A 16281-nucleotide genomic window follows, 5' to 3' on the forward strand; every position below is an offset into this window, starting at 1 on the left:
AGCTATTAAGCATTTAAACCACGTTAACAAAACCAGAAATATTAGATGTGTACCATAAGTCTGAGAAACACTAGTAGATCATTTCATACCTCGATAATTGAAAAAGATTGAAGACACAAAAATCTTCAACCTTTTGATAACACTCAAGTCAAAAAAATGAACGTTTGGCTAATTTTTTTGTCTTTATCTTCCGTAAACGAATAGACTCCAAGTTCACAAGTTAAAAGTATTACTTCTTCCTAAACTCAGTAAAAGCTAACGAAAAAGTTTATAATTCTGTTAGACAAAAATAGCCAACTATTCCTGCTAACTCCGAACTCCGAACTCAGCTTAAGGGGTTTTCCAAATACGCTGATGATAGTCTTCGACCTTAGCATAAGGATCGATCGCAGTATCATGGTGATGGGAATGATCATGAGAATGATGATGATGACCATGATCATCCACTACAGCAAGACGAAACTTGCACATTTCACAGTTCATCTGTACTTTTCCTTGTTGTATCTCTAACTCTCGTTCCCTGACTACCTGTAATAGTTGGGGATGGATACCCATTTCGGGTAAACAAGTCATGTCGATGTCAGGATAAACCGCTTTTTGTTCTTCAGTGATGCGAAAAATCTTTTTAACCAACGCCCCAGTGAACAAGAAATAGGGTAAAACAATAATACGCTTAGGTTGATAAAAGCTTGCACGTCTAAACCCTTCTTCAAGACGGGGATGAGTAATACCGATAAAACAAGTTTCTACAGTCTGATAACCGCTACCTTCCCATACCATTCTAGCTAACTTGCAAACATCTCCATTGGCATCAGGATCACTAGAACCCCTGCCAACGAACAATAAGACCGTCTCAGACCGTTTAATTTGCTTGGGGTTAGCTTCGGGGCGATCTAGAGCTTCTAAGCGTTCTTGCCACAATTTTAGCAGGTTGGGAGTAATCCCGAAATGGCGACCATAATGAAATTGCAACTCAGGATAACGCTGTCGAGTGCGATCGAGTTCATTGGTAACATCAAACTTGTTATGACGCGCTGCAAATAAAAGGATAGGTAAGGCAGAAATATCAGTGTAACCTTGAGACACACAATAATCTACCCCTTGTTGGATGTAGGGTTCTGTCAGTTCTAAAAAACAAGGAATAACGGGGCGAGACGTATCTAATGCTTGATAAGCAGCCACAAAGTCCAGAAAGGTTTGTCTTCCGTCGTTATCTTTGGTTCCATGACCAATCATCAGTAGGGGACGGGATAAAGGTAAAGGGTGAAAATGAAGAGACTGTAGACAGTCACGCTTATCTAGCTTCAGAGTGGACATTAATGGTTTCAAACTCCTGTAATGGTGTAAGGTAGCGATGTTTATCGTCCATGCTCTGTTATGGTAGCGAACTTTGAAAATTGGGGAAATGGGGGGTAGGGGGACTTCAGATATTACTGGCCAGGAGATCCGTTAAAAATTTAAAATTGATTAGTTATATTATAAAAAGTTTATTGTGATTGACAAAAAGAGTAAACTATGAGACTAAATCTATTAGCAACTGTTGTCACTGTTGGGGCGACAATGGGAATGAGCAGTTTTGGCTTAAACTCATCGATGCAGGCCAAAAGCGTCGGTACTAACTTTCTGTGTCAAAACTGGCAAGGGGTTCCTACCACCTTAGCAAAAACACCAGAGCAAGAAAGTGTTCCTGTTTTAGTATGGCAGTCCGAGTATTTTAATGACTCTGGTTATGATGCGAGTACCCGTTGTCAGTTAGTATCCGGTCGTTTTCAATACTTTTATAACAATGGACAGTTAAAATACTTAACCACCGGACGGATGAACCGTATGCCTGTCGTTTGTGTTACTCAAAGACAAGGTGGCGGTTGCGAAGGTCTTTTATTTACCTTAAAACCTGGTACTGACCCCACTCAAACCCTAAAACAATTAATGGCGGTACGATTTCGGTCTAGTGGACCATTAAATGAAACCTCAGGTCGAGTTTACATCAATTTTGAAGATTATCTGAGTCAAGCTAAACAAAATCCCACAAAATAGAGTTTTCTTTCAGGGATAAGCTAGGAAGCGATCGCCCATTTTCATCTCCATGAATAACCATCTTTATCAATATTTAATGCCCACAGTGGGAACAATAGTGATGATACTTAATGTTCCCACTTTTCCTGTTATGGCTTTATCAGCGACGCAAATTAGTCGTATGGCTAAAAATGTCACCATTTTAATTGAAGGACCAGGGAGTAACGGTACTGGGGTTATTATTGATAAAACGGGTAACACTTATCGTGTTTTTACTGCTGCCCATGTGGTCGGGAATATTTACCCCGGAGAAGAAGCTTATGTGGTCACCTCTGACCAAAAACGCCATTTAATTAATACGAATAAGATAGAAACCATTTCAGGGATGGACTTAGCCATTCTTGAATTTAATAGCGATCGCATTTATCAACCCGCTAAATTAGGAAACGGAGAAACACTGATAGAAGGAACAACCGTCTATGTGTCTGGATTTCCTTTACCTACTACGGCCATTGATGCGTCAATTTATACCTTTGTTCCTGGAAAAATTACAGCAACTGCTTCAGGAAACTTAAGAGATGGTTACGGCTTAGTTTACACCAATGATACTTTACCTGGTATGAGTGGCGGCCCTGTCTTTAACGAACAAGGGGAAGTTGTGGGTATTCATGGACGGGCTGATACTACCCAAGCGGAAAGCACAAATTACGATAACATCTACGTTAAAACAGGGTTTAACCTAGGTATTGCCATCACCCCTGATCTATTGGCCAGAGTAACCCCTCCCCAACCCCTCCCTTTATCATCCTCTCCCACCATTATTATCGATCCTGTTCAACCGTCTCAAAATTCTCCGACAAATACCTTAGTGTCGCAAACCACAGGGGTTGATTATACAGGGTTGAAAAATCTATTACAGCAGCAAAAATGGCAACAGGCTGACGAAATGACCTACGATCTGATGACAAAAGCAGGAGATCAAGATAATTCGGGGTTTATCACCAGTACAGAATTAGAAGATATTGCCTGTGAAGACTTACAAACTATTGATCGCCTCTGGGTAGAATACTCCCAAGGCAAATTTGGCTTGAGTGTGCAACAAAGAATTTATCAAAGTTTGGAGCTATCTGAAACCGTTGATATCAATATTTATCGTCAATTTTCTCAACAAGTAGGATGGACAAAACAAGACAATCCCAATGAGCCGGAGTATTATTTATATGATGACCTTAATTTCTCTCTTAATGCCCCGCCTGGTCATTTACCCCGTTGGAGTTGGGGCTTAAATATTGCGGTGGTTTATAGTCGAATGTCTTATTTAACGCCAAGACTCTCTGAGTGCCAATTATGAAACAGAGAATAGCAAAGATAAATTATATCGATCAAACCTCTATTTTAAATTTTTATCTAAATTAATTATGTGGAAATCTTCTAACGTTGAGTCCCCAGACCAAAACCTTGAACAGTTAAATGAAGCCCTGATACAAGCGACATTGAGGGAAAAAGCAACGCGATCGCCTCAACTGCTGGCCATCCGACCCCTAGATAGTTTGCTTCTAGCTATCGAAGCCATAGGAGAAAACCTCGAAAAACTACCCCAAACTATTCTACCCACTGTACAAGGGAGTTTGCGAGCAACCATGCAAGGGGCCAGGGAAAAAAATTGTTGTTTCGGTCATCAAGATAAAGTGTCTACAGTGGCAGTCAGTCCCGACGGAAGTATTATTGTTAGTGGGAGTTGGGATGGAACCATTCGCCTCTGGAACCCTCAAGGACAATTACTGAGAGATCCTTTATTAGGCCACGGGGAAAAAGTTACCGCCTTGGCCTTTAGTGCTGATGGTCGATATTTAATCAGTGGCAGTAGCGATCGCACCTTCATCATCTGGAACCGACAAGGAGAAGCGGTTACCAATCGAATTGAAGGCCACAACGCAGGAATTACAGCATTAGCTTGTAGTCCAAAAGGAGATTACTTTATCACAGGTAGCAGCGATCGCAGCTTGAAACTGTGGGATTTTGATGGGGAACCCCTAAAACCGCCTTTTCAGGGACATGATGGAGAAATTACTAGCATTGCCATTAGTCCCGATGGTCAAATCATTGTCAGTAGTAGTTGGGATAAAACTTTACGTTTGTGGAATTTAGAAGGAAAAGAAATCATTGATCCCATTACCGTTCATCAACAACGGATTGAATCCGTTGCGTTTAGTCCCGATGGTCAATATTTTATCAGTGGCAGTTGGGACAAAACCATTCGTCTTTGGAATCTAGAAGGAACAGAAATTTGTCCCCCCATCAAAGGCCACGAAGATTATATTTTATGTGTAGCCATTAGTCCCGATGGTGAAATGATTGCCAGTGGTAGCAGCGATCGCACCATTCGCATTCATAACCGTTACGGACAAATGATTTATGACCCTTTCTTAGGCCATCAAGGTTCGGTTCGAGACATCGCTTTTACCCCCGATGGAAAAACCTTAATTAGTGGCAGTAGTGACCACGAGGTACGCTTTTGGGATATTGAAGGTCAACGGTTGTTTAAAGCGACTCAAAGCCAATATTGTGCGGTTTGGTCTGTAGGAATAAGTCCTGATGGTGAACGGTTGATCAGTAATTGGGGTAATGGATCAATTCGTTTCTGGAATTTAGTGGGAAAATCTATCAGCAACCCCATTCAAGCCCATAATGGAGATGTCACTTGCATGGCTTATAGTCCCCAAGGAGACAAGTTTGTTACCGGTAGTTGGGATGAAACCATTCGTATTTGGACGGCTGCCGGAAAGCCTCTAACTGAGTTAATTAAAGCCCATGATGGGGATGTAACTTGTTTAGCCTATCATCCCCAAGGGAATTATATTGTTACTGGGGGACGTGATGGCAGGGTAAAACTGTGGACTTCTCAGGGTAAATTATGTCAGCAAGGACAGATGGAAGATGAAGTAACTTCAGTCCTTTTTAGTCCTGATGGTCACAAGGTAATGGCCAGCGATGCTAAGGGTCAAATTTGGCAATGGCAAGGGGAAACGCAATGGTTAGGAACGGTGATATTTAAGAGAAATCAAGAGAAAATCACGGATCTGGCTATTAGTCCCCAGGGCAATATCTTAGTTAGTGGCTATGAAGGGGGAAATCTCTGTTTTTGGGATTTGGAGAATATCGCTCAACCGCCGATTATTTGCTCTCATGATGCTTCGATCACTAAAATTGCCTTTAGTCCGAATGGTAAAGTGTTGGTCAGTGGTGGATCGGATGGTAATTTACGCTTATGGACTGTTCGAGGGGAATCTTTAAGTTATCCTCAACCCAACAAAAATAGTGAGGTGACTTATGTTAAATTTAGTCCCGATGGTCAACAGTTAATTAGTGGTTATTTAGATGGGACAATTAAAATTGAAATCGGTGGAATTTGGCAAACTTGGTTAAACCTTTGCGCTCAAAGATTACAATATCATTCCCGTTTACAACATCCTAAAACAGAAGAAGAAAAACAAGTTTCTTTGATTTGTCAACAATATTTATCAGGAACGTTTAAACCGTCTCAGAAAGTAAAAAAACAGACCTATTCACCGCAACCTTCTTCTCCTTTTGGTCTAAAAATAGCTTATCTAGTTGTTGGATTTATGATCGCTTTTTTAACGTTAGGATCTGTCGGCATTGCCTTACAATCTCCTTATATTTCTGGTATATGTAAATTGTTAGATAATTGTGCTAGGGATCGAGAGTTTGAAGGGTTTTATACCCAAGCTGTAACAGAAGGAGAAGCAGTTATATTAAAAATAGATAATGCAGAAACGTTTGAGGAATTACAACAGTACCGCGATCGCTTAGTGGCTGTGATGGGTCAATTAAAAAATTTACCTAAGGATGTTTCTATTTATCCTCAATCTCAACAAGTATTAAATCGCTTTGAAAAAAACTTAACGCAAGTTGATGTTATTTTATCCCAAGAAGAAGAGGCTAAACAACAATTAACTGAAGCCTCTCAATTAGCTATACAAGCCACTCAAATTTTACAAACGGCTAATACCCTCGAAGATTATCAACAAGCTAAACAACAATGGGAACAGGTACAACAACAATTAGATAATATTTCGTCTGATAAATTCTTTAGCTCTCAAGTACAAAACGAAAAAGAATCAACAGAAACAACCATTAATATCATTGATAATAAAATCGAAGAAATCAATCAGAAAGTTATTAAAAAACAACAATATAGAGAACAGTTTGAGACGATTAATAACCTAATTAAACAAGCCATGATCCAAACAGAATCAGCGACAACTATTCAAGACTACAATCTTGCTAAAAACCAGTGGAATACTATAAAAAATAATCTAATAGCCATTAATACTAATGGTGACAGAACGTTACAGGTTCAAATTAATGAGCAACTGTTAACAATTAATGAAACGATTGAAAATATTACAGCTAATATTCAACAACTTAAAAATCGTCAACAAGCAGAGAATAAAGTGGATAACGCTTCTGTTTCTCAAACTTCTCAAACTTCTCAAACTTCTCAAAAGGCGAATAAAAATAATCAAAAAGTACCCCAATCTAAACCTGAAAATCCCTCCGATAAACCGCCATTATGGTAGTGTCAGTGAATGGTGAGCGGTTACTATTGGTCATCCTCTTTTCCATCAATTTATCTGAAATATTCAACTAATCCTTTAGTTAACCCATCTAAAGTATATTCTTCGGCTTCTAAGTCAACTCTTTCTAATAAATCGTAACAGGTTTTTGAAGTTTGTGGACCTATGGATGCCAGACAAACGTTATCTAAAAGAGATAAAATGTCTGATTTACTGTGAGTTTTTAATGCTTTTTGTACTAAACTATAAAAATTTTTAACCGTTTTAGAACTGGTAAAAGTAATAATATTAACTTGTTTTGTTTGTAAAGCTTCCCATGCTTGAGAATCAATAGTTTCGGGACATCCTGACTGATAAGCAGGGACTTCAACAATATTTGCTTCTTGTTTTTGTAACTCTTTAACTAATAGTTCTCTGCCACCTGTTTCTACACGGGGAAATAGTATTTTTTGATGACCTAAACTTTCAGGAAAATACTCAATTAATGAATCGGCAATAAAATTAGGAGGAATAAAATCAGGAGTGAGGTGATATTGCTTTAAACAAGAAGCTGTCTTTTTTCCTACCACAGCAATTTTAATCTTACCTAAAACACGAATATCTTTACCTAATTCTTGTACCCGTTGAAAGAAAAACTTAACCCCATTTGCCGAGGTTAAAATTAACCAATCAAAAGAAGATAATCCTTCAATCGCTAAATCTAATTCTTCCCAAGAAGATGGAGGAGAAATTTCTAAGGTTGGCATTTCTAGAGTATTTGCACCCTGTTGTTGTAAGAGACGACTAAACTGACTTGATTGTTCTTTTGCACGGGTAATTAAGACAGTTTTGTGAGCTAAAGGAAGGCTGATAGATGAAGACATATAGCGTGAATTAACAACGTTTCCGATAATAATAATAGCGGGAGATAAAGATAGTCCTGATACTTGTTCCATTATAGTCTTTAATGTACTGATCCAAACTTTTTCTTGCTCACTTCCACTATTTTGAATAATGGCAATGGGTTCATCTGGCGATCGCCTGTTAATGAGCAAATTATCAACAATTTTATCAAGGTTTCTTGTACCCATTAAAATAACTAATGTATCAATTTTTGCTAAGGCTTCCCAATTCAATAAGGCGGGTTGATGTCCGGTTAAAACAGTAAAACATCGACCCATTTCTTTATCTGTTAAAGGGATTCCTGCCAATAAAGGAGCAGCTAAAGCTGATGAAATACCAGGTACTAATTCATAGTCACAATTAGCCTCTTGCAACGCCTTAATTTCTTCATTAACTCGACCAAAGATTAAAGGATCGCCACTTTTTAATCTTACAATTTGTTTTCCTTGTAAACAGTAATTTATTAGTAAACGATTAATTTTAGTTTGTTTGGTACTGGGTTGACCTGCTCTTTTGCCAACATTAATTTTAAGACAAGTTCCAGGGACTAAATGGAGTAATTTTTTATCAATTAAAGAATCATAAATTAATACTTCAGCTTCAGATATCAGATAATATGCTTTCAGAGTTAAATAATTTATATTTCCTATTCCTGAACCAACTAAATACACTTTGCCAATCATACATTTTTATCTTTATAAAACACTAGAGAGAAGTTGATAAATTAATTTAAACAAAGACGTAATTGCTATTAAACCGGCTGCTGCTACTAATCCTGATATTAATAAAAAAGAAACTGACTCAAACCCTAAAGCACCAAAAATCAAACAGAAAATTAATAATAATGCTGTAATTATTCCGACAATAAACAAATCTTTTTTATCAAGAATCCGACGCGATTGAAGATAAATCAAGCCAGTAATAATTATACATCCGATAATAATTCCAGGAGCAGCTAGAAAGCTTTTTAACCCTAAAATAAGAATTGCCCCTTCAAATCCTGTAAAGCCTGAATAGATCAATAAATCGACACTAGAAAAGCCCTTTTTTGGAGTCGGACTAATGGGAGCAGGGGAAGGAATGGGGGGATTAGCTGAAGCTTGAATTGATGTTTTTGTACTTGAAGAAGATCCTTGAGTTTGAGATGAATGTAATGCTTGTAAAACTTCAGATGCACTTTGATAACGCTCACTTGGACTGGGTAATAATAATCGGTCTAAAATATTAGCTAAACCCTCACTTACCTGAGTAACATGAGCTTGCCAATTCCAGCGATTATTATAAGAATCGTATAACTCTTCTGGGGATTTTCCGGTTAATAAATTTAAACAAGTGGTAGCTAAAGCATATAAATCAGTTGCGGGATAAACTGCCGATCCCTGCATTTGTTCAGGGGGAGCAAACCCCATTGAGTAAATTCCCGTTGAGCGTTTTTGAGGATTACCTGCAGTTGCCGTTACTTGTTTAACTGCACCAAAATCTAACAAATATAAACGTCCTTGTTTATCTCGCATAATGTTAGACGGTTTAATATCACGATGAATACAATTATTATCATGAATAAACTGTAAGACCAAGAGGATTTCATGGAGAACTTCTATTACTTCATTTTCGAGAAAAATTCCTTTTCGTTTTAATTCGGTTTCTAAATCTTCTCCATCAATCAGTTCTTGAACTAAGTAAAAAAACTGTTCTTCTTCCTGGGTAATAGGATTAGAAATTACTAAAGGAAAAAAAGCATATAACTGAGGAATTTGAGGGTGTTTGCTGCCTAAATCTTCTAAAATAACCGCTTCTCGTTCAAATAAGTCTTGAGCGATCGCTAACGATTGAGCATTTAAGTTTCCTTCTGGTTGAAACTGTTTAACCACACATAAACGCATGGTAGGGGTAAAACGATCTTGTGCTAAAAAAGCAGCACCAAATCCCCCTTTTCCTAACAACTTAGACGGTAAATAACGGCCTGTCAAAATTAGAGGCATTCCGCAACTGGTGCAGTATTTTTGTTGAACCGTTTTTAATTTTGAGGGATCATCAAGATCAGAAAAATTGTTTTGAGGATGAGAACATCCTGGACGAGTACAAAGAATTTCCATATTAAATGGATAGGGTAAGAATTTTCTGTGCTTTTATTGTAAGCAACGGATTAGATTTGGACAATTTTTAAACACTGCGACGATATTGCGCCCCAGACGTGCAAGTTTCTCGTATTTCTACCATACACAATCCTGGTAACTGGGCTGATTCTAATTTTTCAAAGATCCATTGTGCGATCGCCTCACTGGTAGGACTTTCTAACCCCGTGGTTTCATTAAGATAGTAATGATCTAAAAAATTTTCCACCAAAGGGTCAACATAATCACTAATTTCCCCAAAATCCATCACCATTCCTTGTTGTGATCCTGTTTCTTGAAGGCGATCGCAACTGACGTAAACTCGTCCGACCCAACTATGACCATGAAGACGAGAACACTTACCCTGATGATAGGGAAGTCGGTGGGCTGCTTCAAAACGAAACTCTTTATAAATAGTCCATTGATCGGTTGGGTTCATCATTAAATCCCAGACAAGTTGGTATATTCTTTAATTTTATACATTTGAACTCCTTTGTCGCTCTTTTAACTCTTGTTCAACTTCTAATTCTTTTGTCAAAAAATAGTTCAAAAACGTCCGAATCACGGCAATCGCACCCAATTTTCCTAACGCTTGAAACGAAGGCGCAACGGTGGTGCTTAACACATCTGAAGCCAGTTGAAATTCTAGGGCTAACGCTAACCAGGAACCAAAGCGCAGACGAACTTCTAAAAAAGGAAAAGAGCGAAAGCGAAAATTCTTAATCACGCAACGAATACTTGAAAATAACCCAAACACAACGCATAGCACTGATATAGACTCTATGATCAAGCGAAACAGTGTCACCCAATTTTTTAAGACTTCTTCTATATGCTCGAATAATTCCATAATAACCCCTAACAATTGTGATCAAACAGTAATTTTGTTGATTTTCTATAAGTGATTTTAGTCTTTTTGCCTGTTAAGTCAGTATAACTACTAAAATTTGTCTTAAAAACCCCAGTAACTTCCCTATAACCACAGAGGAAAGCCCTATATTATCTTCCTACAATGAAATCACATTCGATAAAATATTGAGGTTTATATAACATGGTTTTCACCTCAAGTGATAGCAAACAAGAAACGAAACAGTTACTCACAAAATTTGAGCATCCTTTAAAAAAGAAATATCCTAAAAGACATCATCATTATGCTTTAGAAGATTTTTTTTCTTTTCAAACAGAAACCGGAACCATTGTTGATTGGAATGAATCTCGCAATATTCTCACCAGTGAAGATTTTATCTTAGGGTTAATTGAAGGACTAGAACATGAGATTGGTAGTGCTGCGGGAGTCGTTACCTATAATATTGGTAAAGAATGGGGTAAACGAGACGCAGCGTTTTTCAACAGTGGCTTTACTCTGAATATGGGTATGAAAAACCCCTCAATCAGATGAATCTAAACTATGTTTTAGAAGCTTGGTGGTGGCCGTTTACCGCACAAGGTTGGGGTAACTGGGAAGTTGATATGAGTGAGCAGAAAAATGGCTTTATGTTTGTCAATATTTTTGATTCTGCTGTTGCTCGAACCCTAGGGGATGTAGGTAAACCCGTTTGTCATATTTATGCTGGTTTATTAGCCGGATTTTTTAGCAATTTAGTTAAAAAAGATTTGAATGCTATTGAAATTCAATGCTATGCAATGGGCGAAACTTATTGTAAGTTTTTAATCGGGAAGAAAGACCGTATTGATGCTGCAACTTTCTGGTTAAATGAAGGCGCATTAGCTAAAGATATTGAAAAGCGTTTACACCATGAGGAGTATCTTAAATGATGAGCCAAAAAACATGGTCAAGTATCAGTGTTTATGATTTTTTTCGTACCTGTAATTGGACAGGAGAAAAGATTGTTTTAACTACTTTTAATGCCACTGATCAAAGTAAAAATGATCAATCTTTATTGAGATTAAATTTACAAGAGTTTCTTTTACAATCTAATTGGGATGGAAAACAAGTAAAAGACTTTAGATCACAATCTATTAAACAGTCTAATCAATCTTTATTGAGTTTATCTGTTAAAGATTTCTTTAAAGGAATAGTTTGGAAAAGTTCTCCTAATATTGTTCCAACTTCTAAGCCATCCTCTTCTAAAAATTCTATCGATTCATCCTCTACAGACCTAGATTTAGATAATTTATCGGATTTATTTTAGAGTAACATCATGCAAAAAGACTTTGAAACCTTATTTTATGAAGCAGAGGATGACTATCTTTCCTCTTCAGATTTAGCAACTCTGAAAAATAGTGCAAATACGCTTAAAGATCGTCTAGAAATTTATCGATACCTACGAGATCAAGAAATACCGATTTTTCAGCTTGTTGCTGATAATTTAGTAGAAACTTTTCCTGATGAGAATAATCAACGGTTAGAAAAAGGTTTAAAACACTGGATGGCAGTAATGCGTTACGCTGCGATGGCGATGTTATTAAATAATCCTGATTATTTCAGACATCGTATTTTAGAATGGCTTACGGATATTGTTCAAGCTCAAGATATGGTAACCATTGAGACTCATATTTTTGAGAACTTAAAACAAGGATTAGAAGAAAGGCTTGCCTCAGAGCAAATGCAACTTTTAAATCCCTTTTTAGAGCAAGCTAAGATTACTCTATTAGAAACAAAATCTCAATCTGAAACTTTAATGGTAGGAGAATAAATAATATGATTGATGTTGCAAATTTAGTTAAAAAATCCTCTTTAAAAGGTAATTATTTTTCCCATGATGCTTACTTACAAGGAGACTTTGAATTTGGCTTATTAGAAAACCGTAGCGGTTCTCGTTTATTAGCTTTACCTCAACCTTTATTAGAAGCTCTTTATGCTACCTTAGAAGATGAATTAGGAGCCGGAAGTAGTGTTGCTTTATTCAGTTGTGGTCGTTGGTGGGGCAGAAATTTTTATCAACGATTTGCTGATGAATTAGGAAAATACTACGGAAAATCCCTGGCAGAAATAGATATGATTGAATTCATCCAATCTTTAAAAGAGTGCTGGAAAACTCACGGATGGGGAACCTTAGATATCGATTTAAAATATTATCAAAATGGTTTCTTAGTTCCTAAAATAGTTAATTCTCCTTTTGCTCAATTTGCTCCTCGGAATTTACGGTTTATGTGTTTCTTAGAAGCAGGAATTTTAAGTGCTTTCTTCAGTCAACTGACAGGAGAAGATTTACACTGTATTCAAACAGCTTGTGAATCTATGGGAGCTAATTCTAATAGTTTTGTAATTGGTTTAGATAATAGAATTAAACCGATAAAAGCTTGGCTGGAAGAAGGACATGAGCATGAAACAATCATGGACTTATTGTGTAGCAATCAATCTCAGAATCAATAATTTAGGAGCATTAAAACATGGCAAAAAAAGTCAAACTTGACCCTATCAATCAACAAGTTGATATACAAACTAATGATAATCTTTTAAGCGGTTTACTAGCTAAAGATTTGAATGTGTGGAAAGAGTGCGGAGGCCGTGGAATGTGTTCCACTTGCCATGTTTTTATCACGGAAGGAATGGAGGGTTTATCCCCTGTTAACCGCCGAGAAATTCGCACGATGGAAGTGATTACCACTGCTAACAAATGTTCTCGTTTAGCGTGTCAAGCAAGGGTTATTGGAGAAGGAGTAGTGGTAGAAATTCCTTCAGGAATGTATGTCAGTGAAATTGACAATATTGAAGATTTAATTGGCAGTCGTGCTAAAGAAAACATCCTTCATCCTATCAATGGTTCTATTTTAGTTGAAAAAGACAAGTTAGTTACTCGTTCGATGATTACTCAACTAAAAGACACTCAAGTTGAAGTGTCGGAATACATGGCTAAAATTCAGGATGCTTAATTATTTTTTACCCTAATTCTTGTATCGAGGAAATACAATGTTAACCCAGTTTTCAAAGTTAAGTTTAGACACTGATAGACGTTACGCAACGGATTCTGAATTAAAGTTTATCGAAGATTATTTAGAGTCTGTAGATATGCGAATTCAAACCTATGAAAAAATCATGGCAAGTGAAGAAGCAATTTTACAAGAAGTTGATGCCAAAATGCACGAACTGAATGAAAATAATTGCTTGTATAAAATGGATGAACACGGCAAAGAAATTTGTCGACGGGATCGTAAACAAGCTATTAAATATAGCAGCGCAGCTATGTTAGTCAATGATTTAGATCGTTTACGAGATGGTCTTTTAATTTGGTTACAAACAATTGTTCGTGCTGTCGGATATGAGCGTTTTGTTCGTAATCATTACCCTATTATTCAGGAAGTAATTAAACAATATTTAACCGCTGAAGAAGCAAAATTCATCTTACCAGCACTACAACTTGATTGCACAATTTTGGGTGCATAAATTGTTTACTATTTGTTCATTAATTCAAGATTGAGGATCTAAACATGAGTCACCAACAAGAAAAATTTAAAGTTACATTAGTTAATCCCAAAAAACAATTAAAAAAGACCATAGATGTTGCTCCTGGTGAGTACATTCTTGACATTGCTGAATTAAACGGAATTGAACATCCTTCCTCTTGTCGTGCAGCCTCTTGTTTTGACTGTTTGGGTAAAGTAATGGCAGGAAATATTGAACAAACGGAAAAAGCAGAATCCTTTTTAAAACCCGATGAACTAGACAAAGGATATGTTTTGCTTTGTGCTGCTTCTCCGACTTCTGACTGTACCATTTTAACCCACCAAGAAGAAGAGTATTTAGTTTAATTTTGAGGAATTAATCATCATTAAATAGGATTTAATATCATGAAAAATCAAGTGGAACAACAAGAATTAAATAATGAAAATAGTAAAAATAACTTGTCTGATATTTTTGACATATTATCAGGTATTAGTTTAATTGGTGGAGCTGTAGGCTCTCTTTTGGGTAATGCTGCTTTTGCTGCTGTTCCTATTTCTTTCTCAGTGGCTTTACAAATGGCTAATCGTCGCCAGTTAAAAGTAGAATTAGCTCAATTACAGGAAAGTTCAATTGTTCAAATGAGCGAACAAATGAATAAAAATCAGTCTGTTATTTTTGAGCAAATTAAACAGCTAAGAGGAGAAAGTGAAAATCAATTAAGTCAGCAAGATCAAAAAATTAAAAAACTTGTTGATGAATTATCAGAAAAAATAACAAATAACCATGAATCTTTAAATCAATTAATAGTTGAAAAAGATCAATCAAAACAGCTTACTGATAACTTAGCATCTCAAATAACCCAAGTTCAAAATATTGTTGAAACATTACAAAAAATTGAAAATACCTCTCAAGTAATTCGTACTAATCCTGAAGGCTCTCATGCTTATTACGAACGAGGACTCAGCTATCAAAGATTAGGGGATAAAACAGGAGCTATAGAAGACTATACTGAAGTCCTACATCTCGACTCTACTTATGCAAAAGCTTATCATAGTCGTGGTATTCTTTTAGCGGAAATGGGTAACAAAAAACAAGCTGTCGAAGATTTAAGACTAGCTGCCAAATATTATTTTGATCAAGGAGACATTGAAAGCTACGAAAAAGCAAGAAATTTAAGCAAAGAATTCTATGAGGTTCGTCATTCTATTATGGATGATGAAACCATTAATTCAATGGTTTCCGAAGAGTCAATTAGAGAAGAAAATTCATCCAAAGAAATCAATTTAATAACTGTGGGTAGTCTTTTTGAAGATGATGGGGATACTGAAGAAAGCATTAGTATGCTTGGTTAAACCTTTTATCCTTATTTCATGATTTATGTCTTAATTCTCCTTGCGAGCAGTGATTTATCAAAATCACTGCTTTTTTTACGAAAATAGGCTCTATCCTCTATAGGATCAGGGCTTCCTAAGGATCGAAAAAATTTTGCCCCAGAGACTTGACAAATTTTTTGATAACTTGCTATTATTGTATTCGGCTCAAAAAACAAGGGACTGTAGTTCAACTGGTTAGAGCACCGCCCTGTCACGGCGGAAGTTGCGGGTTCGAGCCCCGTCAGTCCCGTAAAAAATAAGCACTAATAAAGCCTGCAAAAGCAGGCTAATGAGTAACTAAAACAGACTCAGTTGTTACTTAAAATTCGTCATCCCCTCCAGAATAGTTACCCACCAAACCAGCATCATTATCCCGTCTTGATCCCAATAAATCTAAACGATCAACATGAACCACAGGACTCGAACGGTTTGCGCCGGTGTTGCGATCAGTCCAATTTTCAATTTCTAGGGTTCCTTGAATCCCAATTAAACTGCCTTTTTTAACATAGTTAGCAGCGATTTCTGCGCTTTTTCCCCAAAATTTAAGATTAAACCAATCAGGTTGATCCGTTCGGCTCGAACGGCGATTAACGGCTATAGTCAAGGTACATAAGACCGTTCCTGATTCAAAATATCTTACTTCAGGATCACGGCCAGCACGACCCACTAAATTAACAACATTTAACCCCATAACTTTACGTTCAACTCAACATGATACTAACGTATTTTATCCTCTTTGAGGGCTAGATGACCATGATGGGAACAAATCCTCGTCAACCCCTGTCAACGCTCCCATAACTGATAAATTCTACTTACCCTTAAAAGGTTTTCTAGTATAAATTGATTAATACCGCTAGACTTACTAAAAGAAACGTAATAAAATCCGTTCGATCCCTTGTGGATCATTCATAAGTCATAGCAGTCTTTTATAATAAGGGGCGTAAACAAACGTG

Annotated in this window: 16 protein-coding genes, 1 tRNA gene and 1 pseudogene; 12 read left to right on the forward strand and 6 right to left on the reverse strand. The window is 36.9% G+C overall.

Translation table 11 applies throughout. The features are described 5' to 3' along the window. Positions 1-330: 330 nt before the first annotated feature. Complete coding sequence (locus tag CY0110_RS15580; protein ID WP_008276438.1) at positions 331-1317, reverse strand: sirohydrochlorin chelatase; 987 nt, start codon at positions 1315-1317, stop codon at positions 331-333. Positions 1318-1515: 198 nt separating this feature from the next. Between CY0110_RS15580 and CY0110_RS15585 the strand changes: the two genes are divergently transcribed. The 3 genes from CY0110_RS15585 (at position 1516) to CY0110_RS15595 (ending at position 6617) form a co-directional block, all read left to right on the forward strand. After that, the gene (locus CY0110_RS15585) at positions 1516-2037 is read left to right on the forward strand and encodes a COP23 domain-containing protein (RefSeq protein WP_008276439.1); all 522 of its coding nucleotides are present in this window, start codon (positions 1516-1518) and stop codon (positions 2035-2037) included. Positions 2038-2086: 49 nt separating this feature from the next. Next, entirely contained in the window at positions 2087-3367 is a 1281-nt protein-coding gene (locus tag CY0110_RS15590) for a GUN4 domain-containing protein (RefSeq protein ID WP_008276440.1), read from the forward strand. A 67-nt stretch (positions 3368-3434) separates the two neighbouring features. After that, positions 3435-6617, forward strand: coding sequence for a WD40 repeat domain-containing protein (locus tag CY0110_RS15595; protein ID WP_008276441.1), 3183 nt, complete (start codon positions 3435-3437; stop codon positions 6615-6617). A gap of 50 nt (positions 6618-6667) precedes the next feature. Here CY0110_RS15595 and cobA read toward each other — a convergent pair whose 3' ends face one another. The 4 genes from cobA to CY0110_RS15615 all read right to left on the reverse strand — a co-directional run bounded on the left by cobA (position 6668) and on the right by CY0110_RS15615 (position 10457). Continuing rightward, positions 6668-8179, reverse strand: coding sequence for a uroporphyrinogen-III C-methyltransferase (gene cobA / locus CY0110_RS15600; RefSeq protein ID WP_008276442.1), 1512 nt, complete (start codon positions 8177-8179; stop codon positions 6668-6670). A gap of 12 nt (positions 8180-8191) precedes the next feature. Next, complete coding sequence (locus CY0110_RS15605; RefSeq protein ID WP_008276443.1) at positions 8192-9592, reverse strand: serine/threonine-protein kinase; 1401 nt, start codon at positions 9590-9592, stop codon at positions 8192-8194. Between the two features lie 67 nt (positions 9593-9659). Next, a complete protein-coding gene (gene queD / locus CY0110_RS15610; RefSeq protein ID WP_035799593.1) occupies positions 9660-10049 on the reverse strand; it encodes a 6-carboxytetrahydropterin synthase QueD in 390 nt (129 codons plus the stop codon). 36 nt (positions 10050-10085) lie between these two features. Then, positions 10086-10457, reverse strand: a complete 372-nt coding sequence (locus tag CY0110_RS15615) for a DUF1622 domain-containing protein (RefSeq protein WP_008276445.1) — start codon at positions 10455-10457, stop codon at positions 10086-10088. Between the two features lie 201 nt (positions 10458-10658). On the opposite strand from CY0110_RS15615, the pseudogene CY0110_RS15620 reads away from it, so the two are divergent. The 9 genes and pseudogenes from CY0110_RS15620 (at position 10659) to CY0110_RS15660 (ending at position 15578) form a co-directional block, all read left to right on the forward strand. After that, positions 10659-11383: pseudogene (locus tag CY0110_RS15620) on the forward strand (V4R domain-containing protein). Continuing rightward, a complete protein-coding gene (locus tag CY0110_RS15625; protein ID WP_008276448.1) occupies positions 11380-11760 on the forward strand; it encodes a hypothetical protein in 381 nt (126 codons plus the stop codon). Before CY0110_RS15620 ends, CY0110_RS15625 begins: the two are co-directional and overlap by 4 nt. A gap of 9 nt (positions 11761-11769) precedes the next feature. Beyond that, positions 11770-12264 carry a globin family protein gene (locus tag CY0110_RS15630; protein WP_008276449.1) on the forward strand — a complete coding sequence of 165 codons (495 nt, stop codon included), beginning with the start codon at positions 11770-11772 and terminating at the stop codon, positions 12262-12264. A gap of 5 nt (positions 12265-12269) precedes the next feature. Beyond that, the gene (locus tag CY0110_RS15635; RefSeq protein ID WP_008276450.1) at positions 12270-12944 is read left to right on the forward strand and encodes a V4R domain-containing protein; all 675 of its coding nucleotides are present in this window, start codon (positions 12270-12272) and stop codon (positions 12942-12944) included. 17 nt (positions 12945-12961) lie between these two features. After that, positions 12962-13444 carry a 2Fe-2S iron-sulfur cluster-binding protein gene (locus CY0110_RS15640; protein WP_008276451.1) on the forward strand — a complete coding sequence of 161 codons (483 nt, stop codon included), beginning with the start codon at positions 12962-12964 and terminating at the stop codon, positions 13442-13444. Positions 13445-13481: 37 nt separating this feature from the next. Next, positions 13482-13955: a globin family protein gene (locus CY0110_RS15645; RefSeq protein ID WP_008276452.1), complete on the forward strand. Its 474-nt coding sequence runs from the start codon at positions 13482-13484 to the stop codon at positions 13953-13955. 44 nt (positions 13956-13999) lie between these two features. Next, a complete protein-coding gene (locus CY0110_RS15650; RefSeq protein ID WP_008276453.1) occupies positions 14000-14320 on the forward strand; it encodes a 2Fe-2S iron-sulfur cluster-binding protein in 321 nt (106 codons plus the stop codon). A 39-nt stretch (positions 14321-14359) separates the two neighbouring features. After that, positions 14360-15307, forward strand: coding sequence for a tetratricopeptide repeat protein (locus CY0110_RS15655; RefSeq protein WP_008276454.1), 948 nt, complete (start codon positions 14360-14362; stop codon positions 15305-15307). A gap of 197 nt (positions 15308-15504) precedes the next feature. Continuing rightward, positions 15505-15578 (forward strand) — tRNA-Asp (locus tag CY0110_RS15660). A gap of 69 nt (positions 15579-15647) precedes the next feature. Here the strand turns inward: CY0110_RS15660 and CY0110_RS15665 are convergent. Further along, positions 15648-16019, reverse strand: coding sequence for a single-stranded DNA-binding protein (locus CY0110_RS15665; RefSeq protein ID WP_008276455.1), 372 nt, complete (start codon positions 16017-16019; stop codon positions 15648-15650). Between the last annotated feature and the right edge of the window lie 262 nt (positions 16020-16281).

The organism is Crocosphaera chwakensis CCY0110 (assembly GCF_000169335.1).
Classification (GTDB): Bacteria; Cyanobacteriota; Cyanobacteriia; order Cyanobacteriales; family Microcystaceae; genus Crocosphaera; species Crocosphaera chwakensis.